The organism is Rhodanobacter sp. UC4452_H20, assembly GCF_052978205.1.
Genome location: NZ_CM129662.1, coordinates 390390 through 411348 on the forward strand (window position 1 = coordinate 390390; position 20959 = coordinate 411348).

Sequence of the window (20959 nt, forward strand, 5' to 3'; positions counted from 1 at the left end):
GTCGATCTCCGTCAGGCCAGCAACTTCAGCGCTTCGTCCCAGGCACGCTGCTTGATCTGCGCCCCTTGACCGAACCACGCCGCATCGCGGCGGTGATCGTCACTACGCGCCCGGCGGTGGTGATCGACGAACTCGGTCACGCTGTTGACCACACCCCACGCCGTGCCCCGGCTGGACGCCATCAACGCACCGCGACCGCCGCCTTCGTACAACGAACGGACGGTGGCAAGCGCCTGCTCGTTGACCACCACGGCCTTGCCGTCCGGCGCGGCGTAGGTGAGTACCCGACGCAACAGCCCTTCGACCGTATCGGGGTCGACCGGCCGCTCCACCAGCGCCTTCATGCGGGCGACGAAGCCATCCCACGACGACACGGTGATGCCCAGCTGGCGCTTCACCGCATCGGGATCGAACTGGCTACGATGCGGTACCTTGATGGCACCGTTGGCGTTCCCCAGCGCAATCGACAAGGTGTTGTTGCAGACCACACGCACCGACGTGAACTGTGCCGTGGTCGCCAGCGTCCCGTCGCAGGCAGTGGCCAGCAGCAGATAGCCGTCGACGCGGTCACGGCCCTTGAGCGTGGTGCTCTGGCCGGTCTTTGCCAGCGCCCAGAACTTGCGACCTTCACGCAAGACGCCGGCCGTCTCCAGTTCAAAGCCATTACAGGCGGTCAGGTCGCGATAGAACTCCAGAATCTCGCCGGGCTGCACCACGTGAAAGCGCTTGGAGACCACGGCCAGCGGCGCCTTGGTGTCCGAACGGTACAGCACCTTCTGCTCCGGGAAGGCGTTGATCACGCCCATGTGGTTGTTGCCGGAGATGTAGCGGACTTCGGACGCTTCGATCTGCCAGTCCATGCCCGCCTGCTGCTTCCACGTGTCGATGGATTGCTGCGGGGCCAATCTGTTGCCAAGACCGTGCCACGGCTTCTCGCCGGCGTAGGCCATCGTTTCAACCAGATGCATTGTCGTTTCCTCGTAAGTTGGCGGCATAAACGCACAAGGCCCGGACATGCCGGGCCTTGTGCGCTGCGCGTGTGTTGGATCGGATCAGGGGGCTTTGAAGCCACCGCAGTGGGTGCATTTGACGATGCCCACCAGAACTGCCGTAGCAACGACCAGGATGCAGTAGACCGTGTCGAGTTTGCCGCTCATGTCGTCGGGTATCCTTTGCGAACGCTGCGATACGGAGCGTCCAGACGCGAAGCCAAAGACCATGGACTTCACGGGGGTAATATGGATCTGAGATCTCGTTGAATCGAAGTCACTGATACGCGAGCCATCCGTGTTCGCAGATTGAGGGCAGGGCGGCAGTGAGCGCCTGCATCACATCAGTCCCCGGACAGCCATGCTGACGCACTCGTCACCCACGACGATGTGGTCCAGAATCCGCACCCCGATCAATCGCAAAGCGTCACGAAGCTCGTTGGCGATAGTCCGGTCGGCGGCACTCGGTTCGGCGATTCCGTTGGGGGTGGTTGTGCGCCAGAATGGCTGCGCAGGCATTGACGCTCAGCGCCGCCCGTACAACCTCACGGGGATAGATGCTGGCGCCGTCGACGGTACCGCTGAAGAGTTTCTGGCAGTCGATGATGCGATGCCGATTGTCCAGCCAGAGAACGTGGAACTCTTCATGCGACAGGGCACCCAGGCGCATGCGCAGGAAGTCGTTGGCATCGGTCGGGCTGTCGATGCTGCCCTGACGTTTGAGCCTTTCCCCGAGGATGCCTTCGGCCGCGGCAAGCACGTCCTGCTCTGTTGTTTCGCTGTCGAGCTTATAGCGGGTGTAGGCCGTGGATCGAACAACTTTCATAGGTGGCTCCTTGTGATGGGCACAAACGCATAGAGCCTGGCTTCACAGCCAGGCTCTATGCGTTGTCGCGAAAGATGGGGAAAATGCGCGCCGAAGCGCCTAGCCGCTACAGGTTCGGATCGCGCCATGTCAGCGGAATGCCAGCGGCGTTACGGACGCGTTCCGACTGACCCGGGCGCAGAGCGAGAGCTACGGAAGAATTACAACTACTTCTGCTGCACTAGCAGATGTTCGTAATACGGCCGCACACGTCGATCGAGGATCGCATACATGCTCGCGTAGTCGTTCATGCTTGGGTCGAGCCATGCGTCGATGTCGTCTCCCTGAATGGGAACGGGACACCGGTCGTGGCCAGCCGCAACCACTTCAAGAGGCGGGTCATCGGTGATCGCGGCGAACGTGTAGAACCCGGGATCGTCGCCGACTGCCTCGACATAGGTCCAGAGACAGGCAACGAACAGGTATTCACCAGTCGAAGGCTTGAACAGAATCTCCACGCTTTGCTCGCGCTCACCTGGAATTAGAGCACGCTGCTGCAGATTGTGCAGATACACGCTTTCGTAGAAGCGATCCACGATCATGATGCCGTGGTTGTAGCCGAACACCTTGCGCCACACGGTCGAAAGCTTGTCACGCCGCGCGTTGTACGTGCCTGGCTTCTCGATCTCATCGGTTTCTGTCCAGCCCGGCAGGCGACAGCGGTAGCGCATCGGAACGACCATACGCTCGCCCGTTTGAGGATCACGGATCATTACCGGAGCGAAGTGGCCAGGCCAGATTCTGTCGATGCCATCGGCCGGCGCAGGTAACGCCAAATCTTCCAGCTTTTTCCTTCCTGCCTCAAGCTTGTTGGTCGCAACGCGGAGGTCGTTCTCGGCCTTTTTGGTCGGCTTACCTGACGCGAGCTTGGCGCTCGCCTCGACGAGGCGCGCTTCCTGGACGCCGATCTCAGACGCGATCAAGGCGATTGCTTCAGATTCTGCATCGCGAGCCAATTCGACCGTGCCAATGTCCAGCACGCCACTGGTGGCATCGGTCATCGCGCGTCGCAACGCCTTCGGGACAACCTTGACCCAGCTGCCCTTCTTCTTGGTCCAGCCCGCGAGCTTGGTGAATTCCTTAAGAGCGAGTTTTCCGCCGAAGCGCTCGTATTTCCTGAAGTCCGCCAAAATTTGCGCCGAATAGCACATGTCGGGGCCTGCTTGATCTGACGGATCTAAGCATAGTGCCCAAGCCCAGTTATTACCTTCCTGCCAGATCTGTTGCGCAGACACATGCAGTTGCCGCCCCAATCGCCCGCCATCCACGGGGCGATGCGAGTGGGATGATCCGCGTACACGCTCCAGAAAGACCGGCAAGCCATCGGGTCCGGCACATGGAAACCCACCTCGCCCAGGGGGGACGCCATCGCCTGTGCCTAAGAGCGGCCGAAAAAGAGAGGCCAGCCTTGCTCCGGCCTCGTATGCAGCCGGCAATCCATCGAAGCTGAACAGTGGGTTGTCGCCTACACGCCTCCAGTCCATTCCCCGATTCACATAGCGCATTAGCCCCGGCAAACTCTGTCTGCCGAGCGAGTCTGGCCCAAACCGACTAGGTGTCAGGCGGAAGCCGACCCAGAGTGTCTGGCGGAACCGACGAGCGAGGCACACGACTGCACAGGCGGCGGCGCTCCAGCTTGAAAAAACGTCAACTGCTACTGCGTCCCCAGCAGATCATGGTAACTTCCTGGCTGGCCTATAGGGGGTTGCCATTTTCGCAGTTTGGTGTAGGCTGCCATCGCCCCAAACTCTGAAGACAGAGCCGGAACGTCGGACCGAGCACGCTGCACCTTGCAGCGCAAGCAGATTGAGGCAATCCATCTTGTTTAACATTTTCGTGCGCACGATTCATCGTGCGCGCCGTTAGCGAGGGTGCCTATGATGCTGCGTGACTTGAGTGACCAGAATTGGGAATACCAGGAGTTGGTGAGGGGCGGAACCGATTCGTTTTTTGCCTCTCGGGAGGAGATGATCTTTGCAGCCAAGGGGGAGTTGATCGAAGAGTTCGCGAGCCTTTTTTACAGCGATGCGGGCGAGGTCCGTATCGGGGCTGTTGAATATGTGCAGGAGTACACATCCCGAGTTTGGCCCCCGAGGTGAGAGATGGGGACGTCTTGGTCCGTATCGCAGATGATCTGGATGAGTGCGGGGAATTGAATTTTAAGTGGGTGACGGTGCCAAGGTACAATTGCATGTAACGTCGGTGTAGGTCGTTATTCATCAAAAAGGCGTGACGCTCTTCGGGCGTCACGCCTTTTTTTGGCGCTGCCGTCGCTGCACAGCAGCGCATCCCCGACAATCGCATCGGGCGGAAGAACCGGTAAGCCGGCCACATGCCCTCGGACGCGCTCAGCGTGAGTCGTCACTACTCAGGCTAGCAGCGCCTTTTTTGCTTGGTTAACGCCTTTCGAAGGTCGGAAAACTAACTCGACGGCTTAGAACTAACTCGACGGAGGGGGTAAGGGGGGCGAGGGTGCGGAGGGCTTCCGCACTTCTCCAGTCGTGGAAAGCTAGTCGTGGTGCGGCCTAGCGGGTCGTCGGACTTTGGCTCCCCATGGAAGTGCGGATTTCGTACATCGCCAAACCACAAGCTCGGCTCCAGTATTCCAGCATCACCACCGCAGAGCCGCAATATGTACGATGCAAGAGATCCCTGTTCCCCGCAGGTACTGTCGGGAGTCATTGCCCAGGCCGTCCGAGAAGCGATTGGCGATTCGCTCAAGAAGTGGAATGTACAACCAAGGCTGGTGCTGCGCATCGACGAAGTCGCTGCCCAGATCGGCTTGAGTCCGTCCACCATTCGGAATCTCTTGGACTCCGAGGGGCAGTGGTTCGACCCGGAGTTCCCCAAGCCTATCCGTCTCGGAAATGGAGCTGGAGTGCGATCCGCGATCGGCTGGCGGCGTGCCGACATCCTTGGGTGGGTTGATTCGCGCCCCGCCCATGAAATGTCGCACCAAGTCAGCAAGAAGCTCTCGGAACCGAATCTCTCGTCTATCCGGAGGAAGTCCATGTCGAATAACTAGCCTTGGGGCAAATTAACGTATTGCGAATTCAGGAACTATATCTAATGGCTTTGTATCACCGTTACTAGTATCAGGCAATAGCTCCATCAAGCAAGTCCATTGATTTGTGATGGAGGCAGCTGTGGGTCGTCTGTCTACATTCCACCAGTGACTGCACCTTAAATAAGGTCAATAAGCACATAAACAAACACATAGAGAAAAACATCATGAACTATAACGAAGTTACTGACGAGCATATTGAGCGAGCCATCAAAGAAGGAGAGAGGCAGCACGCGCATATCGCCAAAGGCATGTGGCACACGGCAGATGGGAAAGCTGTTATCACGGAAGACTACGATTGGCAAATGTATCTTAGAACTTTTGAAAGGACGGCTAAACGATTGGCTACCGGTAGCGGTGCTATGGTCGCACCTTTCAAATCCGTGCGCGGTATGGCGCATAAACTGACAGCCCTGGGAAATGACGTGCGCTTACTGTGCGCAAACGCATTGCCATTGGTGGAGCGTGCCGAACAGGGCTTCCATATGAAGGGTCACTCCTTCCGTAAAGCAGATGGAACGATGGCCGGGCTGGCTGAAGGTGAGCCCTACACGGTCATTCACGCCATCCCCAACCCCCACATCACGGTGATGATCCGTGCCTGCATGCAGATTGCCGAGAGGCTGAGCGACTTCTATCCCGAGGAATGGGCCAACGTCAACGAGCCGACGATTCGGAATGCGTTTGACCGGGCAGCCGGATTTGTAAAACGCGTCTGCAATTCCAGACGGTTCAGGACGGTGGTTCTCAATCACGAGAGGAGCGAGCGTAAGAATTTGAAATCCTGCTGGGCTTATGCTGGCAGCCTGTTCGAGAAGTACTCAAAGCTCCTGGTACTCAGGATTGACCTTTACATCCATCCTGATAGTCACGCTTGGTCAGAGTCAGATCGCGCAGAATGGTGCGTCAGCCAGTACCTGCGTGCCTTACGGGAGAATCGCCTCATTGAACCTGACGTCAAGGGGTGGATCGTGAAGCGCGAAGGCGGTTTCCGTCGTGGCATCCATTTCCATCTCATGGTTTTTCTCGACGGCCACAAACACCAGGAAGGCCACGTTTACAGCCAGCAGCTTGGCGAAGCCTGGGCGGGCCGCTTCAGTGATGGGAAGGGTACGTTCTTCAACTGCTGGGTACTGCGCAAGAAATACGAACACAACGCACTCGGCGTGGTGCGTATCAGTGATCGAGCCATGCTGACCGGCCTCCTGATCGCGCTGGCTTATATGACGAAGGAGGACTGCGCCCTGGAAACCGGACGCTCACGTAACCTCCGACGTGGCATCATCGTTGAGTCCAGCGACAGCCCGAAGCCGGGTGCGCCGCGAAAGGCCGAGAATGACCTTTCGGTGCTCAAGAGCGTGTTTTCTGCATCGCCTTTTGCTTCGCCCTCTGCTTGAGGCGTATGTCGCGAATGTCGATCGGGTAGATCGCTACCGACAAGACCGCATCGCGTTCGCCATCACCGGTAAACCCCCAGTCGTCTAGCCTTTTACCTAAGTTGCGGGTCATCCGCATCTGGTCGTCTGGACTAACGGCCTCCCAGGGTCTCTCCTGACCGCAGATAAGCTGTTGCCAGCATCGTGCTGCGTGGACAACCAACATCAATCGTTTGCTCGCCCAGTGAAGCTGGCCGAAAGCGCGAGCTTCGTCGTCATTCAATACGCTGAGATCGAACTCAGTGGGAGACTTCATGCCCTGACGCTCGTTGTGCTTCGTGTTGATGAGTTTCCTGACCTGCTTCAGTACCCCCTTTGTAAACAACCAGTCATCAACGCCGCACGCGCTAGCTTCGTTCCTTGCCCATTCTTCGACTGCAGGCTGCCGTGCTTGTACGCCTTTTTCCGGATCATTGAAATGCGCAGCGGCGCGGCACAGGACGTAAACGCCAGGCGAGGTCTCCCTTAGCCCCAGTGGGTCTTCCTTCGTCCGCAACACGATGTCCAAGGCATTCTGTTCAACGAGGACGTCACGCAGCTCGATGGCTAGCGCGTGCCCGGGGTCAGGACCTATCCATGGCCCCCGCTTTGGCTGCCCATCATCGGGCCGAAGGCAACATAGCGACTGCCATGGAATCACTCGTGTGAGATGCTTCGAATCTGTCCCTGAGTCCTGCGAAAACAGGACGGCGCAAGGAAACCAACAGACATCCCTCCGCTCCATCTCTAGCAGCAAGCGGGCGTCCTTTGGCGCCATTCCTAGATAGATCGCACCTGGAACTATCATCGGAGCTTGGATAGCTGGGATGCCGGATTTCCTAGCGTTCCGCATCTGGCTACGGTCGTAGGGCGACAGGGGGCGGCTCAAGGAGTTAGCGGCATCACTAAACGTTGTCGGCAGCAATTGGATGCCATCCATGTACACCGCCTTGCCAGCGGGTACACGGACGTAGAGTTCAACCTCGCCATCGTGCACCAACGCGGGCAAGGTGCTGCGCATCTCGGCAGGGGATACTTCGTCTAACAGCGGCACCAGCTTCGACAACCGTCTCGCATTTATCTCAGTCATGCGCACGTAACTTCCCATTAGGCATTACGAAATCAGCCCATGCTTGCATGAGCGGCCGGCGCTGCTCCAGCAGATCCGTCCGGTGATAGGCAGCCTCCACCTTGTTCTGCACGGTGTGGGCCAATGCCCTTTCCGCCAAGTCGCGCGCATACCCCTTCTCGCTGCACCAGTCGCGAAAGCTGGATCGGAAGCCGTGGGCGGTAGCCACACGCCCCGGTACGTCGCTAACGGCCTTCACGCGACGCAGAAAGGCCGTCAGAACCATGTCCGACAACGGGACGCCTTTGCGTACAGACGGGAACACAAACGTGTGGTGCAGCCCCTGTTGGTGCTTGAGGAGTGCTATGGCCTGATTAGAAAGCGGCACGCGGTGGCTTAGCTTGGCCTTCATTCGCTCCGCAGGCACCGTCCAGAGCTTGTTCTTCAAGTCCACCTCATCCCACGTCATGTGGCGTACCTCGCCCGAACGGGCTGCCGTCAGGATCACAAACCCTAAGAGCTGACGCGTGACTTCAACGCTTGGCGGCAGGTGGTCGATCACGAACGCGGGCATCAACGCCCAAGGCATCGCAGGCTGGTGCTGTGTGCGGACGGTTTTGCCTGGTTGGAGTGGCAAGAGGTGATTCACCACGTCGACCGGATTCGACTGGCAGAAGCCATGTGCCCACCCCCACGCCATAACCGCGTGCAGCCGTTGCTTGACTCGCCCTGCGGTCTCCGCTTTCTCCAGCCAGATAGGGCGCAGTACGTCGGCAATGTGGCGCGGCTGGATCTGATCCAGCGGCATCGAGCCGATCAAGGGGAAGGCATACTCAGTCAGCGTGTTGATCCACTGCTGGACGTGCTTGGCGTTCTTCCAGCCAGGGGTGAGCTCACCGTGTAGGGTCTTGGCGGCTTCGCTGAGCGAAGGCAGGCGCGGCTTGGCTTCTTCGTTGGCCTTGAGTTCCAGCGGGTCTTGTCCATGCGCAAGCTGTTCACGCATGCTGCGCGCGAGTTGAGCCGCGTCGGCAATGCCGACCTCGGGGTAACAACCTAGCCCGGCATTGCGACGCTTCTGGGTAACGGGACTGACATAGCGGAGTACCCACTTGCCTTGGCCCTTGTGGCTGGGGGAGGGATGCAGCGCCAACCCAGTGACTCCGCCGTGTGCAAGCGGTGGGCTTCCGGGTTTGATACTTCGTGCCTTGGCGTCGGTAAGGAGTGCCATCGTTGGAGGTTCCAAGCTGCATCGTGGTATGCCAGCCAGTATGCCATTGGAGCTTGGACGTGGTTGACCTTCATTGCAGTTTGTTGGCCAAGTTGATCGAGAAAATGGCTTTAGATAGCCACTTTTGCTAGTCTTCCTTGGGAACTATTGGCATTCGTTGTTTCTGTTGAAGGCGGTCTCTCTCTCCGCCAGATACGCAAAGCGCCCCGAACGGGGCGTTTTGCGTATCTGGCGGAGAGAGGTGGTGGACGGACCATCCGGTGACTCGGCGCATCCTGCGCCTCACCCTTCGGGCCAACGGCTTTGCCGCTGTTCGCTCCGGCATCCTGCCTCCGCGAGCGACAAATTCGTCTGGAACAAAATTGGACAGCCGCAGGCTGGCCCCGTAGCGCGCAGCGCGAAGGGGTGAGGCCCATGGATGGGCCGAACAATCCCTGGTGCACGACCAAGTAACCACGTGCTCCGTCGAGGCGGGCGTTTTGCGTATCTGGCGGAGAGAGGCAGTGGACGAACTCTCCGGTGACTCGGCGCATCCTGCGCCTCACCCTTCGGGCCAGCGGCTTTGCCGCTGTCGCTCCGGCATCCTGCCTCCGCGAGCGACAAATTCGTCTGGAACGAATTTGGACAGCCGAAGGCTGGCCCCGTAGCGCGCAGCGTGAAGGGGTGAATCCCGTGGATGGGATTCACAATCTCCGCGTCCTCTACGCCGCGACGCATTCCATCGAAGCGAGCTCTTGCTTGGCAGGTCGCGCCGAGGCTTCGACTGCGCGCCTCCAGCGCTACGCTCAGCCCGAACGGTTCGGGGAATCAATCCTTGATGTCGAGTTTCTGGCCCGTGGGGCCTCACCTCGTCGCCAATCCACGCAGCTCCACGCGCTCGCCGTCCACCACCAGCACCGACCCCTGTTCGTACCAGTCCCCCAGCACGATCCGCTCGGCCGGCTTTCCGTCCAGTTCGAGACGATGGATGGCTGGCCGATGCGTGTGTCCGTGGATCAACCGCGTCACGCCCGCTCCGCGCAGTGCCGCGGCGACCGCCTCGGCGTTGACGTCCATGATGCTTTCCATGGTGCTGCCGGTGTGTGCCTTGCTGTCGGCGCGGGCCTTGGCGGCAAACGCGCGGCGCGCCTCCAGCGGCATCGCCAGGATCTGCGCCTGCCATTCGGGCGTGCGAACCTGCTTGCGCACGGCCTGGTAGGCGAGGTCATCGGTGCACAGCGTGTCGCCGTGCATCAGCAAGGTGGGCCGGCCCTGGATGTCGCGCACGGTGCCGTCGTCGAGCAGGGTCATGCCGGCGCGGGTGGCGAATGTTTCGCCGAGCAGGAAGTCGCGGTTGCCGACCATGAAATGCACCGGCACACCGGCATCGTGCACGGCGCGGATGGCCTCGGCGATGCGCTGCGGCAACTCGGCATCATCGTCGTCGCCGATCCAGGCTTCCACCAGGTCGCCGAGGATGTACAGCGTGTCGGCGCTTCGCACTTCGTCGCTGGCGAGGTAATTCTCGAACAGGCGGGTGATTTGCGGGCGTGCGGGATCGAGGTGCAGGTCGGCGATGAACAACGTGGCCATGCCGATCAGTTCCCGCCGGACTGCTTCGCCGCCGGCTTGCTGGTCGGCTTGGTGACAGATGCTGCCCTGGCCGGCGCCTTGGCGCTGCTCGCCGGCGCCTGAACCTCTTCGCCGATCACGCTGGCCTTCTCGATCACCACCAGTGGCTCGGGTACGTCGCCGGCGAACGGGCCCAGCGGGCGGGTGGGCAGGGCGGCGATCTTGTCCAGCACGTCCATGCCCTTGGTCACCTTGCCGAACACCGCGAAGCCCCAGGTGAGGCCGCTCTGGTTGCCGACGAAATCCAGCCGGCGGTTGTCGACCAGGTTGAAGAAGAACTGCGCGGTGCCGGAATTGGGATCGGCGCCGCGGGCGACGGCGATCGTGCCGCGCAGGTTCGACAACCCGTTGTCCGCCTCGCTGGCGATGGCCGGGCGCGTGCGCTTGGGCTGCAGGTCGCGGGTGTAGAGGCCGCCCTGCACCAGATAGCCGGGGATGACCCGGTGCAGCAGGGTGCCGTCGTAGAAGCCGTCGCGCACATACTGCAGGAAGTTGGCCACGCTCTTGGGCGCCTTGTCCGGATACAGCTCCAGCGTGAGATCGCCCTGCGATGTATGCAGCAGCACGTGCGGCGGTGCGGCGACGGGCGCGGCGCTCGATGTGGCCGGTGCAGGTTTGCCCGCCTGCGCGGCGGCGCCGAACGGAACGAGCAGGAGCAGGGCGATCAGCAGGGATTTGAGCATGGCAGCGAGCGATCCGGACCGGCATTCACGAGGCGGGCGTCCATGATACGCGGCATGGCATCGGCATGCCGCGAAAAAGGCGGATCACTTGTTCGCGAGATCCAGTTTCACCCCAAGTTCGGTCATCGGCGCCTTTTCCTGTTGCAGGTCGGCTTCGGTGAGCGGGTGCTGCTCGCCCCATCCCGGCGGGAGTTTCAGGCGCAGCGAGCGGGCGCTGGCTGCCAGTTGCATCTGCGGCAGCGACTCGGCGCGGCGGGCGCGGCGGAACAGCACGGCCAGACGCAACAGCGCGGTGATGTGCTTCGCCAGCGCGCGATAACGCAGCGGCAGGCTGGCGATGATGGACTTGTCCGGCTTGCGCCGGTGCAGTTCGATCACCGCGGCCAGCAATTCCTGCTCCTGCCGCGAGAAGCCAGCCAGGTCGGCATGACGCAGGATGTAGGCGCCGTGGCGATGATGTTGGCTGTGCGCGATGGCCAGGCCGATCTCGTGCACCCGCGCGGCCCAGGACAGCCACTCACGCGCATCGGCGTCGAGCTTCCAGTTGCGCGCGACCTGGTCGAACAGCATCAGTGCCGTCGCTTCCACTCGCCGCGCCTGCGCGCGGTCGACGCCGTAGCGGGTCGCCAGCGCGTCGATGCTGGCGGTGCGCGGGTCGCTGCCGCCGGCGCGGCCGAGCAGGTCCCACAGCAGTCCTTCGCGCATCGAGCTTTCGCACACGCGCAGCCGCTCGATGCCCAGCGCGGTGAAGGCCGCTTCCATGATCATCACGCCGCCGGCGAACACCGGCGTGCGTTCGGGAACCAGGCCCGGCAGCTTGAGCGTGCCGACCTGGCCCTGCTCGATCAGCGCATCGCGCAGGGCGGCCAGCGCCGCGGGCGTGATGCCGTCGTCGGAAAGCTCCATGGCCAGTGCCACCGCGCCGATCGACTTGGTGGTGCCGGACGAGCCGAACGCATCCTGCCAGCCCGATTCGCGATAGTCCTCCGCGAACTGCTGCAGCAGCACGCCGATCTCGCTCAGGCCGCGCTGCCAGCGCGCGCGGGTGATCTTGCCGCCGGGGAAGAAACGCAGGGTCGAGGCGATGCAGCCGGCCTGCACGCTCTCGGTGTGCAACGGCGCGAGGCCGCGGCCGATGATGAATTCGGTGCTGCCGCCGCCGACGTCGATGACCAGCCGCGGTTCGCGCGAGGCGGGCAGGTCGTGCGCGGCGCCGAGGAAGATCAGGCGGCCCTCCTCGCGGCCGGAGACCACCTCGATCGGGTGGCCCAGCGCGGCTTCCGCCGCGGTCAGAAAGGTTTGCGGCGAGGCGAGCTGGCGCACGGTATTGGTCGCCACGGCGCGCACGCGCGCGGTGGGCAAGCCGGCGATGCGCTGGCCGAAGCGGGCCAGGCAGGCCAGTGCGCGCGCGCGCCGCTCGGCATCCAGGCTGCCGTCGGCGCGCAGGCCGGCGGCCATGCGCACGGTGTCGCGCAGGCGGTCGATCACCCGCGGTTCGCCATGCTCCATGCGCGCCACCACCATGTGGAAGCTGTTCGAGCCCATGTCGATGGCGGCCATCAGTTCGCCATCGCGGATCGGCGTTTGTTCGACTGCGCTCAATCCGGCGCTCCGGCAATCGCGAAGTGCGGATTCTCGCACGCGTGCGCGCATTGCAGGCGGCTCACGGGCACAGTCGTTCCAGCAGCGTCTGCTGCGCGCTGTACGGCGGGTTGTCGCCGGGCTCGGCGCGGGTGTAGCGGCCGTCGCTGTCGAGCAGCCACGCCTGGGTGTTGTCGGCCAGGCCGTTGGCCAGCGTCTCGTCGTAGACACGCGCGGCCAGCTGCGGATCGAGGATGGGGAAGGCGATCTCGATCCGCCGCATCAGGTTGCGCTCCATCCAGTCGGCGCTGGCGCAGTAGATTTCCGCCTCGCCATCGTTGGCGAACCAGTACACCCGGCTGTGTTCGAGGAAACGCCCGACGATCGAGCGCACCCGGATGCGCTCGGAGACGCCGGGCAGGCCGGGCCGCAAGGTGCAGGCGCCGCGCACGATCAGGTCGATCTCCACGCCGGCCTGCGAGGCGGTGTACAGCGCGGTGATCACCTTCGCCTCGTTGAGCGCATTGAGCTTGGCCACGATGCGCGCCGGTCGCCCCGCGCGGGCGTGTTCGGTCTCGCGCTCGATCCGGGCCAGCACGCCGCGATATAGCGTGAACGGCGAATGCAGCAGGCGCTTCAGCTCGATCACCGGGCCCAGTCCGGACAGCTGCTGGAACACCTTGTGCAAGTCCTCGCCGATTTCGGGGTTGGCGGTCATCAGGCCGATGTCGGTGTACACGCGGCTGTTGGCCTGGTGGTAGTTGCCGGTGGACAGGTGCGCGTAGCGGCGCAAGGTGTCGCCCTCGCGGCGAACGATCAGCATCATCTTGGCGTGGGTCTTGTAACCCACCACGCCGTACACCACCTGCACGCCGGCCTCCTGCAGCCGCGTGGCCAGGCGGATATTGGCCTCCTCGTCGAAGCGCGCCCGCAGTTCGATCACCACGGTGACGTCCTTGCCGTGGCGCGCGGCCTCCACCAGCAGGTCGACCAGCGGGGTGTCCTCGCCGGCGCGGTACAGGGTCTGCTTGATCGCCAGCACCTGCGGGTCGGCGGCGGCCTGGCGCAGCAGGTCGATCACCGCGGCGAAGCTCTGGTAGGGATGGTGCAGCAGCACGTCGCCCTTGGCGATCACCTCGAATTTGTTCAGGCTGCTGTCCAGCGACGGCGGCAACTGCGGGGTGAAGCGCGGAAACTTCAGCTCCGCACGGTCCAGCCAGTCGTAGATCAGGCCGGCGCGGATGATGTTGACCGGGCCGTCGCAGCGGTAGACGTCGGCCTCGCCGAGCTGGAATTTCTCCACAAGAAGCGCGGTGATCGCCTGCGGGCAATCCTCGGCGATCTCCAGCCGCACCGGGCGCGCGTAGCCGCGGCCGAGCAACTCCTCGCTGAGGGCGAGCGCGAGGTTCTCGACCTCCGCCTCCTCGACGATCAGCTCGCTGTTGCGGGTGACGCGGAACTGGTACGAGCCGAGCACCTTGAGGCCGGGGAACATCAGGTCGACGAAAGCCTGCAGCAACTCCGCCAGGAACACGAAGTGATGGCCACGGCCGCTGACCTCGGCGGGCACGCGGATGATCCGCGGCAGCGACCGCGGTGCGCGCACCAGGGCCAGATGGCCTTCATGGCCGAAGGCGTCGCGGCCCTTCAGCACGACCGCGATGTTCAGCGTCTTGTTGAGGATGCGCGGGAACGGATGCGCCGGGTCCAGCCCCAGCGGCGACAGCACCGGCAGCACCTCGTGCTCGAAATAGCCCTGCAGCCAGCGTCGCTGGCGCGGCGTCCACTGCTTGCGGGTGAGGATATGGATGTGTTCCTGCTCCAGCTGCGGGCGGATCTGTTCCCGCCACGCGGCGTAGACCTCGGCCACCAGGTCCAGCACCCGGCCGCGGATGCGCGCCAGCAATTCGCCGGAGGGGACGCCATCCGGGCCCGGCGCGGCCGAGCCGTAGGCGTGATGATGCTTGAGCATGGCCACGCGCACCTCGAAGAACTCGTCGAGGTTGTTCGCCACGATGCTCATGTAGCGCACGCGTTCGAGCAGGGGCACGCTGGCATCGCGGGCCATCGCCAGCACGCGGAAGTTGAACTCCAGGGCGGCCAGCTCGCGGCTGAAGTACAGCTGCGGGGCGGCAAGGTCGATGGCGGGTACGCGGGCGGAAGGTCTGGACATGGCCCATTCTGGCCCATGGCGGTGGACGATGCATGATGCGCCGGCGCGCAAAGGACCTTCAGCGGCGGATCAATCCTGCCGCCAGGCGGAGACTGGCGCGCTGCCGCGGCAGGCGGACTCGATGCACGGGCCGAACGGTTGTGCGTGCTGCTGGCTGTCCGGGTTGTCCTTGGTCTCGATCCGGCGCTTGCGCAGCTCCAGCAGCAGCGGCGTCAGTTCGGTGATGCGGCCCTGGATGCGTGCGCGGGCGTAGTAATCCAGGTCGTTGCGCTTGAGCAGACGCTGCAGTTGTTCCATCGCGTCGAACGGGCGGCCGGAGTAATAGCTGGCATCGGCGAACGCCTCGCCGGCACGCACGTTGTCGCCGGCTGCGTCGCTGGCGCGGGCGTAGGCGCTGTAGATCTCCGGTTCGCTGGCGTCGTCCAGCAGGGGGCGCAGCAAGCTGGCGGCGAGGCCGGCCTGCGCCTTGTCGCCGCCGGCGGTGAGCGCCTTGGCGTAGGCCAGCGCCACCGCGCGGTTGCGCGGCGATTGTTCGTTGAGGTCCTGGTAGATGGCGAGCGCCGCGGCACGCTGGCCGGCTTGCAACCTGGCATCGGCCAGCGCGAGCTTGAGGATCAGGTTGTCCGGCGCGTCGCGCAGCAACGGCTGCAACTGCGCCACCGCTTGTGCGCCGCGGCCGCTGCGGGTAAGTGCCAGCGCGTAGCCGTAATGGTTGGCCGGGGTGTCGAACGCAGGCCGGTCCTGCAGGTTGGAGCCGTAGTACGTCGCTTCGCGGGTGGCGTCGCCGGCCAGCACGCGCACGCGTTCGCGCATCAGCTGGTAGGTGTCGAGCGGGCCGGGCCTGGGCGTGTCCAGCAGCGAGGTCGGGTCCTTGACGAAGGCGATCGGCGCGGTGTGCTGCTGCCACTGCTGCACGTCCATGACGGTGCCCGAGGGCCGCAGCTTCTGCGCCGCCACCAGTGCGCCGGCACGCGCCTTGGCGTCGCTGATGCGCATGCTGGTCACCGGGTGGGTCTGCAGCAGGACGGGCACGTCGTCGCCACCGGCGCCGGTGCTGAGCACGTCCTGCATGCGCTGGAAAAAGGCCGCCATCGCTTCCGGGTCGAAACCGGCCTTGGCGAGGGTCTGGATGCCGACGCGGTCGGCCTCGATCTCGTCCTTGCGGGTGAAGTTGATCGAACGCTGCGCGATCAGGCCCTGGCCGCCGGCGAGCACCGCCATCGGCGCGTCGCCGCTGTGGCTGCCGGCGCCGGCCAGTACCGCACCCAGCAGCACCAGCGCCATCAGCGGTGCATCCTTGCGCGAGGCCTCGAATGCCCGCTGCAGGTGGTTCTGGGTGATGTGGCCGATCTCGTGCGCGATCACGCCGGCCAGTTCGCTCTCGTCGCGGGTGATGACGAACAGCCCGGAGTTGACCGCGATGTAGCCGCCCGGCGCGGCGAAGGCGTTGATCTCCGGGTCCTTCACGATGAAGAAGGCGAAGTGGTCCTTGGGCTTGTCGGAGTTGGATGCCAGGCGATGGCCGAGATCGTTGACGTAGTCGTCCAGCAGCGGGTCGTCGACCACCATGTCCAGCGCGCGCATCTGGCGCAGCATGGAGGCGCCGTAATCACGCGCCTCCTGCGGCGAGATCAGCGCGTCGGCCGAGCTGCCAAGGTCGGGCAGGCGCACGTCGTCCTGCGCGCTGGCCATGCAGGTCAGGCCGGCGCAGAGCAGCGCAGTCAGAACACGCCGGGCAGGTCGTCGTGGTGTCATGGCCATGGGTAAGCGACAATAGCATTGTGACCGCCCCGGGTGGCGTCGGTTCCCACCTTGCCTGTTGTCCCGGACGCCCCCATTTACAGGCCGTTCCCCCGTTTTGCGGAGTTGTCGTGATGTCGAAGATCGAGGTCTATTCCACCGCGGTGTGTCCTTACTGCGTGGCCGCCAAGAACCTGCTCAAGGCCCGTGGGCTGGAGTGGACCGAGGTGCGCGTGGACACCGACCCGTCCCAGCGCGAGGCGATGCTGACGCGCAGCGGTGGCGCGCGCACCGTGCCGCAGATCTTCATCAACGATCACCACGTCGGTGGCTTCGACGACCTGGCGGCGGCCGACCGCAGCGGCAAACTGGCGCAATTGCTGGAGGCGGGCGCATGAGCGACAAGCTGGCCGAATTCACCGCGTTCCGCCAACGCATGAACGAGCGCATCCTGGCCGAGGACAACCAGGTCGTGCGGCGCTTCTTCGCGCTGGACACGCAGACCTACAAGGCCGGCGCGCTGGACGTGAAGACCAAGGAGATGCTGGGCCTGGTCGCCTCGATGGTGCTGCGCTGCGACGACTGCATCAGCTACCACGTGGCCCAGTGCAAGGAAGCCGGCGTGCAGCGCGACGAGTTCTTCGAGGTGTTCAGCGTGGGCCTGGTGGTGGGCGGCTCGATCGTGATCCCGCATCTGCGCCGCGCGGTGGATTTCCTGGACCAGCTGGAGAACGGCGAGTCCGGTGCGCCGGAGTGCGCCGACCACGCTTGAGACGCCCGCGGGCATGCGGCTTTCCGCAACGCTCCATGCGAGGATTTGCAACGACTTGCGCGGCGGACGGGTGTCCGGCGTTGGGGCTCATGAGCGATAATGGGCGGTCTTGACGCGCGCCTTGCGCGCCGTGCATGCGATCAGCCCCCAAGGAGTCCCCCCATGAACAACACCATCGCCGTGATCCCGGGCGACGGCATCGGCCCGGAGATCATGACCGCCACGCTGCGCGTGCTCGACGCGCTGGACTGCGGCCTGAAATACGACTTCGTCGACGCCGGCATGGTCGCGCTGGAGAAGCACGGCGACCTGCTGCCCAAGGCCACGCTGGACAAGATCGCCGAGCACAAGGTCGCGCTGAAGGGCCCGCTGACCACGCCGATCGGCGGCGGCTTTACCTCGGTCAACGTGACCCTGCGCCGCCACTTCGACCTGTACGCGAACGTGCGCCCGGCGGTGAGCTTCCCCGGTACCAAGTCGCGCTACGAGAACATCGACATCATCACCGTGCGCGAGAACACCGAGGGCGCCTACCGCTCCGAGGGGCAAACCCTGTCCGCCGACGGCGAGATCGCCGAGTCGGTGGCGCGCAACACGCGCAAGGGCAGCAGCCGGATCGTGCGCTACGCCTTCGAGCTGGCGGTGAAGAAGGGCCGCAAGAAGGTCACCGCGGTGCACAAGGCGAACATCCTGAAGACCAGCTCGGGGTTGTTCCTCAATGTGGCGCGCGAGATTGCCAAGGAATACCCGCAGATCGAGTTCAACGAGATGATCGTGGACAACACCTGCATGCAGCTGGTGATGAACCCGTACCAGTTCGACGTGATCGTCACCACCAACCTGTTCGGCGACATCCTGTCGGACCTGTGCGCCGGCCTGGTCGGCGGCCTGGGCCTGGCGCCGGGCGACAACATCGGCGAGCACGCGGCGATCTTCGAGGCCGTGCACGGCTCGGCGCCGGACATCGCGGGCAAGGGCATCGCCAACCCGTGCGCGCTGCTGCTGGCCGCCGCCGACATGCTCGACCACCTGGACATGGTGGCCAAGGGCGACAAGCTGCGCGCCGCGATCCGCGACACCATGACGAACGATCGCGACAGCGTGACGCCGGACATCGGCGGCAAGGGCAGCACCGGCAGCTTCGCCGACGCCATCGTGAAGCGCCTCGCGGCCTGATCCGGGACGCCGCTGGGCGCAATGAAGGCCGCGGCATGCCGCGGCCTTTTCGTTGGATCGGCGCGGGATGGTCGTGCCCCAGCCGGTGTCATGCCGTTGACGGGATACGCCGTTGGCGCGCATCGCGAGGCAGGCTTGCCGTGCACGGTTTGCGCGAGGCGCCGCCGGTTCAGTGTTGCGCCGCCCGGTAGTGACCGGGTTCCGCGCGAGAGGGAATGGCGATGCGGTTCCAGCTGTTGATCGCGATCACTGCCATGTTGAGGTCGATCAGCTGTTCTTCGCTGAATTCGGTGCGGGCTTGTTCGTAGACCTCGTCCGGCACGCCGTGCACCGGGTCGAGCCGGGTCACCGCCTCGCACCAGGCCAGCGCGGCACGCTCGCGCGGGCTGTAGAACGGCGCCTCGCGCCAGGCCTGCAGCACGTACAGGCGCTGCTCGGTCTCGCCGCCGGCGCGGGCATCCTTGCTGTGCATGTCCAGGCAGTAGGCGCAACCGTTGAGTTGGGAAACGCGCATCTGTACCAGTTCGATCAGACTTTGTTCGATGCCGGAGTTCTTGATGTATTCGCCCAGGGCGAACAGGGGCTTCACGGCGTCGAGGCGCTTGTTGATGTTGAAACGAGGCATGGGGTTCTCCTTGCGGTGTGCGGCCGGGACCGGCCGTTCAGTGCAAGGACGTGGGCGCCGTCGATTTCGTGACCGCCGCCAGCCGGGCAAGCTTGCCGGGGTGGCGCAGGGCATGCACGGCGGTGATGCGTTCGCCGTCGTCGTCGATCCAACTGGCCGAGACCAGCGTGTCGCCCTGCCAGCCGAACAGGGCCGGCGTACCGTTGAGCTGACGGATTTCGTGGCGCACGCCACCATGGCGCTGCTGCTGCAGCGCGATCTGCATGTACAGCCGGGCCAGCCGCTCGGCGCCGTGCAGCGGGTGCAGGGTGGCCCGCGCCAGGCCGCCGCCGTCGGATACGCTCATGGCGTCTTCGGCAAACAAGGCACGCAACGTGGGCATGTCCGGCTGCTGCAGCGCCTGCATGAAGCGTTCGAGCAGGCGCCGCTGGATGTCGGCGTTCGGCATCGTCTGGCGCGGTCGATCCTCGCGCAGCCGCTGCTTCGCCCGGTGCACGCGCTGGCGGCAGGCGTCTTCGCTGATTTCCAGCATCGAGGCCGTTTCGGCGTGGCTGTAGTCGAATACTTCGCGCAGCAGGAAGGCGGCGCGCTCCTCGGGGCTCAGCCGCTCCAGCAACAGCAGAAAGGTGAGGGTGAGGCTCTCGGCGCGTTCCAGTTGCGCCTCGGGCTGGTCGGTATCCACCGTCAGCGGCTCCGGCAGCCAGGGGCCGGAGTAGTGCGCGCGTTCGGTCTTGGCCCGGCGCAGGCGATCCAGCGCGATGCGCGTGGTCACGGTGACCAGCCAGGCTTCCGGGTCGTCCAGCGCGGCGACATTCTGTGCGTGCCAGCGCAGCCAGGCATCGTGCAGCACGTCCTCGGCGTCGGCGGGCGTGCCGAGCATGCGGTAGGCCAGGCCGAACAGGCGCTGGCGGTGTTGCTGGAACAGGGCGGTTTGCGAATCCATGAGGCACTCCGGGGAAAGGATGCTGCCAGGACGCATGGACGGAGCGAAACGTGACCGCTAGCGGAGCAATGGCCAGGGAGCCAGGAAAATCAGCCACAACAGCACAAGGATGCCGACGTATTTTCCGGCCTTGTACAGCTTCTTGTGACGCCGCTTGAACGCCGCCTTCCATTGATGCATGGCGCCCTTGCGCTGGCTCCACGCGTACAGGCGGTTGACGAAGCCGGTCTTCTCGGTACCGGTGTCGCTGTTGGGCGAAGCGGTGATCTTGCCCATGAACGCGCCCACGCGATGGTTGATCGCACTCATCCAGCGCGTGCGCAGCGGGCGCTCCACATCGGCGAACAGGATCACCCGGGTCTGGTCGGTCTTGTTCTCCACCCAGTGCACGAAGGTCTCGTCGAACACCACGTCCTTGCCGTCGCCCCAGGCATGCTCTTCGCCATCGACGAAGATGCGGCAGTCGCGCGAGTTCGGCGTGATCAGGCCCAAGTGATAGCGCAGCGAACCGGCGAACGGATCGCGATGGGGGTTGAGCTTGCTGTTGGGTGCCAGCGTGGCGAACATCGCCGCCTTGATTCCGGGGATCGCATTGAGCAGTTCCACCGTCTTCGGACACAACGCCTGCGCCGACGCCAGCGGCTCGCCGTACCACTTGAGGTAGAAGCGCTTCCAGCCCTGCTTGATGAAGCTGTTGAAACTGGCGTCGTCGTTCTTCGTGGTGCCGCGAATGTGTCCCCGGTCCGTCAGGTGCAGCGCCTCGGCCCGGATCGTCTCCCAGTTTGCCTGCAGCAAATCCAGCTCGGGAAATCCGCGGCGGTCGAGTATCGGCTTGGCCGGCACCGCCGAGAACGCGTACATCAGCAGGTTGTACGGCGCGAACACTGCCGAGTGATCCACCAGCTGGCGGTCGAAACGCAACCGCACCCGCCCGCGCAAATGCACCAGCAGCACGCACAGTGCGAAGAAGGCGAACAAGAGCAACAGGATGAGGCGCGGCGTCACGAACATGGGCAGAGGAACCA

The 20959-nt window shown here is 64.0% G+C and carries 19 protein-coding genes; 5 read left to right on the top strand and 14 right to left on the bottom strand.

The features are described 5' to 3' along the window. Positions 1 to 11: 11 nt before the first annotated feature. The 4 genes from ACVCMC_RS01745 to ACVCMC_RS01760 form a co-directional block, all read right to left on the bottom strand. Positions 12 to 968, bottom strand: a complete 957-nt coding sequence (locus ACVCMC_RS01745; RefSeq protein WP_447098455.1) for a DUF932 domain-containing protein — start codon at positions 966 to 968, stop codon at positions 12 to 14. Positions 969 to 1328: 360 nt separating this feature from the next. Continuing rightward, positions 1329 to 1412 (bottom strand): JAB domain-containing protein, encoded by an 84-nt coding sequence (locus ACVCMC_RS01750; protein ID WP_447099439.1) that lies wholly within the window; start codon positions 1410 to 1412, stop codon positions 1329 to 1331. A gap of 4 nt (positions 1413 to 1416) precedes the next feature. Further along, a complete protein-coding gene (locus tag ACVCMC_RS01755; protein WP_447098456.1) occupies positions 1417 to 1815 on the bottom strand; it encodes a JAB domain-containing protein in 399 nt (132 codons plus the stop codon). Positions 1816 to 2021: 206 nt separating this feature from the next. Then, positions 2022 to 3005, bottom strand: a complete 984-nt coding sequence (locus ACVCMC_RS01760) for an SOS response-associated peptidase family protein (protein WP_447098457.1) — start codon at positions 3003 to 3005, stop codon at positions 2022 to 2024. Between the two features lie 1481 nt (positions 3006 to 4486). Here ACVCMC_RS01760 and ACVCMC_RS01765 point away from each other — a divergent pair. Both ACVCMC_RS01765 and ACVCMC_RS01770 read left to right on the top strand, forming a co-directional pair. After that, a complete protein-coding gene (locus ACVCMC_RS01765) occupies positions 4487 to 4879 on the top strand; it encodes a helix-turn-helix transcriptional regulator (RefSeq protein WP_447098458.1) in 393 nt (130 codons plus the stop codon). 206 nt (positions 4880 to 5085) lie between these two features. Then, complete coding sequence (locus ACVCMC_RS01770) at positions 5086 to 6315, top strand: hypothetical protein (RefSeq protein ID WP_447098459.1); 1230 nt, start codon at positions 5086 to 5088, stop codon at positions 6313 to 6315. Here ACVCMC_RS01770 and ACVCMC_RS01775 read toward each other — a convergent pair. From ACVCMC_RS01775 to ACVCMC_RS01805, 7 genes are all read right to left on the bottom strand, one after another. Beyond that, positions 6269 to 7423 (bottom strand): hypothetical protein, encoded by a 1155-nt coding sequence (locus ACVCMC_RS01775; RefSeq protein WP_447098460.1) that lies wholly within the window; start codon positions 7421 to 7423, stop codon positions 6269 to 6271. The genes ACVCMC_RS01770 and ACVCMC_RS01775 overlap by 47 nt on opposite strands. Then, on the bottom strand, positions 7416 to 8630 hold the full coding sequence (locus ACVCMC_RS01780; protein ID WP_447098461.1) for a tyrosine-type recombinase/integrase: 1215 nt from the start codon (positions 8628 to 8630) through the stop codon (positions 7416 to 7418). Before ACVCMC_RS01780 ends, ACVCMC_RS01775 begins: the two co-directional genes overlap by 8 nt. An 843-nt stretch (positions 8631 to 9473) precedes the next feature. After that, positions 9474 to 10202 (bottom strand): UDP-2,3-diacylglucosamine diphosphatase, encoded by a 729-nt coding sequence (locus ACVCMC_RS01785; protein ID WP_447098462.1) that lies wholly within the window; start codon positions 10200 to 10202, stop codon positions 9474 to 9476. Positions 10203 to 10207: 5 nt separating this feature from the next. Further along, positions 10208 to 10924 (bottom strand): peptidylprolyl isomerase, encoded by a 717-nt coding sequence (locus ACVCMC_RS01790; RefSeq protein WP_395119575.1) that lies wholly within the window; start codon positions 10922 to 10924, stop codon positions 10208 to 10210. 84 nt (positions 10925 to 11008) lie between these two features. Further along, positions 11009 to 12526, bottom strand: a complete 1518-nt coding sequence (locus ACVCMC_RS01795) for a Ppx/GppA phosphatase family protein (RefSeq protein ID WP_447098463.1) — start codon at positions 12524 to 12526, stop codon at positions 11009 to 11011. Between the two features lie 61 nt (positions 12527 to 12587). Beyond that, on the bottom strand, positions 12588 to 14678 hold the full coding sequence (ppk1, locus tag ACVCMC_RS01800; protein WP_447098464.1) for a polyphosphate kinase 1: 2091 nt from the start codon (positions 14676 to 14678) through the stop codon (positions 12588 to 12590). Between the two features lie 69 nt (positions 14679 to 14747). After that, positions 14748 to 16439: a M48 family metalloprotease gene (locus tag ACVCMC_RS01805; RefSeq protein ID WP_447098465.1), complete on the bottom strand. Its 1692-nt coding sequence runs from the start codon at positions 16437 to 16439 to the stop codon at positions 14748 to 14750. A 113-nt stretch (positions 16440 to 16552) separates the two neighbouring features. Here ACVCMC_RS01805 and grxC point away from each other — a divergent pair, with 113 nt between their 5' ends. The 3 genes from grxC to ACVCMC_RS01820 all read left to right on the top strand — a co-directional run bounded on the left by grxC (position 16553) and on the right by ACVCMC_RS01820 (position 18366). Then, positions 16553 to 16816: a glutaredoxin 3 gene (gene grxC, locus ACVCMC_RS01810; RefSeq protein WP_395119571.1), complete on the top strand. Its 264-nt coding sequence runs from the start codon at positions 16553 to 16555 to the stop codon at positions 16814 to 16816. Continuing rightward, a complete protein-coding gene (locus ACVCMC_RS01815) occupies positions 16813 to 17190 on the top strand; it encodes a carboxymuconolactone decarboxylase family protein (protein ID WP_395119570.1) in 378 nt (125 codons plus the stop codon). The genes grxC and ACVCMC_RS01815 overlap by 4 nt, the downstream gene beginning before the upstream one ends. Before the next feature lie 162 nt (positions 17191 to 17352). Continuing rightward, positions 17353 to 18366: an isocitrate dehydrogenase gene (locus tag ACVCMC_RS01820; protein WP_447098466.1), complete on the top strand. Its 1014-nt coding sequence runs from the start codon at positions 17353 to 17355 to the stop codon at positions 18364 to 18366. 169 nt (positions 18367 to 18535) lie between these two features. Here ACVCMC_RS01820 and ACVCMC_RS01825 read toward each other — a convergent pair whose 3' ends face one another. The 3 genes from ACVCMC_RS01825 to ACVCMC_RS01835 are packed head-to-tail and all read right to left on the bottom strand — an operon-like array spanning position 18536 to position 20945. Next, positions 18536 to 18991, bottom strand: coding sequence for a carboxymuconolactone decarboxylase family protein (locus tag ACVCMC_RS01825; protein ID WP_447098467.1), 456 nt, complete (start codon positions 18989 to 18991; stop codon positions 18536 to 18538). A 37-nt stretch (positions 18992 to 19028) separates the two neighbouring features. Then, positions 19029 to 19934, bottom strand: coding sequence for an RNA polymerase sigma factor SigJ (gene sigJ, locus ACVCMC_RS01830; RefSeq protein WP_447098468.1), 906 nt, complete (start codon positions 19932 to 19934; stop codon positions 19029 to 19031). A 57-nt stretch (positions 19935 to 19991) separates the two neighbouring features. Further along, entirely contained in the window at positions 19992 to 20945 is a 954-nt protein-coding gene (locus ACVCMC_RS01835; RefSeq protein ID WP_447098469.1) for an aspartyl/asparaginyl beta-hydroxylase domain-containing protein, read from the bottom strand. Between the last annotated feature and the right edge of the window lie 14 nt (positions 20946 to 20959).

Coding starts and splice junctions, on each gene's coding strand:
- ACVCMC_RS01825 (WP_447098467.1), bottom strand. CDS start 18,991: ATGCCTCGTTTCAACATCAACAAGCGCCTCGACGCCGTGAAGCCCCTG.
- ACVCMC_RS01745 (WP_447098455.1), bottom strand. CDS start 968: ATGCATCTGGTTGAAACGATGGCCTACGCCGGCGAGAAGCCGTGGCAC.
- ACVCMC_RS01835 (WP_447098469.1), bottom strand. CDS start 20,945: ATGTTCGTGACGCCGCGCCTCATCCTGTTGCTCTTGTTCGCCTTCTTC.
- ACVCMC_RS01785 (WP_447098462.1), bottom strand. CDS start 10,202: ATGGCCACGTTGTTCATCGCCGACCTGCACCTCGATCCCGCACGCCCG.
- ACVCMC_RS01805 (WP_447098465.1), bottom strand. CDS start 16,439: ATGGCCATGACACCACGACGACCTGCCCGGCGTGTTCTGACTGCGCTG.
- ACVCMC_RS01815 (WP_395119570.1), top strand. CDS start 16,813: ATGAGCGACAAGCTGGCCGAATTCACCGCGTTCCGCCAACGCATGAAC.
- grxC (WP_395119571.1), top strand. CDS start 16,553: ATGTCGAAGATCGAGGTCTATTCCACCGCGGTGTGTCCTTACTGCGTG.
- ACVCMC_RS01760 (WP_447098457.1), bottom strand. CDS start 3,005: ATGTGCTATTCGGCGCAAATTTTGGCGGACTTCAGGAAATACGAGCGC.
- ACVCMC_RS01765 (WP_447098458.1), top strand. CDS start 4,487: ATGTACGATGCAAGAGATCCCTGTTCCCCGCAGGTACTGTCGGGAGTC.
- ACVCMC_RS01780 (WP_447098461.1), bottom strand. CDS start 8,630: ATGGCACTCCTTACCGACGCCAAGGCACGAAGTATCAAACCCGGAAGC.
- ACVCMC_RS01770 (WP_447098459.1), top strand. CDS start 5,086: ATGAACTATAACGAAGTTACTGACGAGCATATTGAGCGAGCCATCAAA.
- ACVCMC_RS01775 (WP_447098460.1), bottom strand. CDS start 7,423: ATGACTGAGATAAATGCGAGACGGTTGTCGAAGCTGGTGCCGCTGTTA.
- ACVCMC_RS01755 (WP_447098456.1), bottom strand. CDS start 1,815: ATGAAAGTTGTTCGATCCACGGCCTACACCCGCTATAAGCTCGACAGC.
- ACVCMC_RS01790 (WP_395119575.1), bottom strand. CDS start 10,924: ATGCTCAAATCCCTGCTGATCGCCCTGCTCCTGCTCGTTCCGTTCGGC.
- ppk1 (WP_447098464.1), bottom strand. CDS start 14,678: ATGTCCAGACCTTCCGCCCGCGTACCCGCCATCGACCTTGCCGCCCCG.
- sigJ (WP_447098468.1), bottom strand. CDS start 19,934: ATGGATTCGCAAACCGCCCTGTTCCAGCAACACCGCCAGCGCCTGTTC.
- ACVCMC_RS01820 (WP_447098466.1), top strand. CDS start 17,353: ATGAACAACACCATCGCCGTGATCCCGGGCGACGGCATCGGCCCGGAG.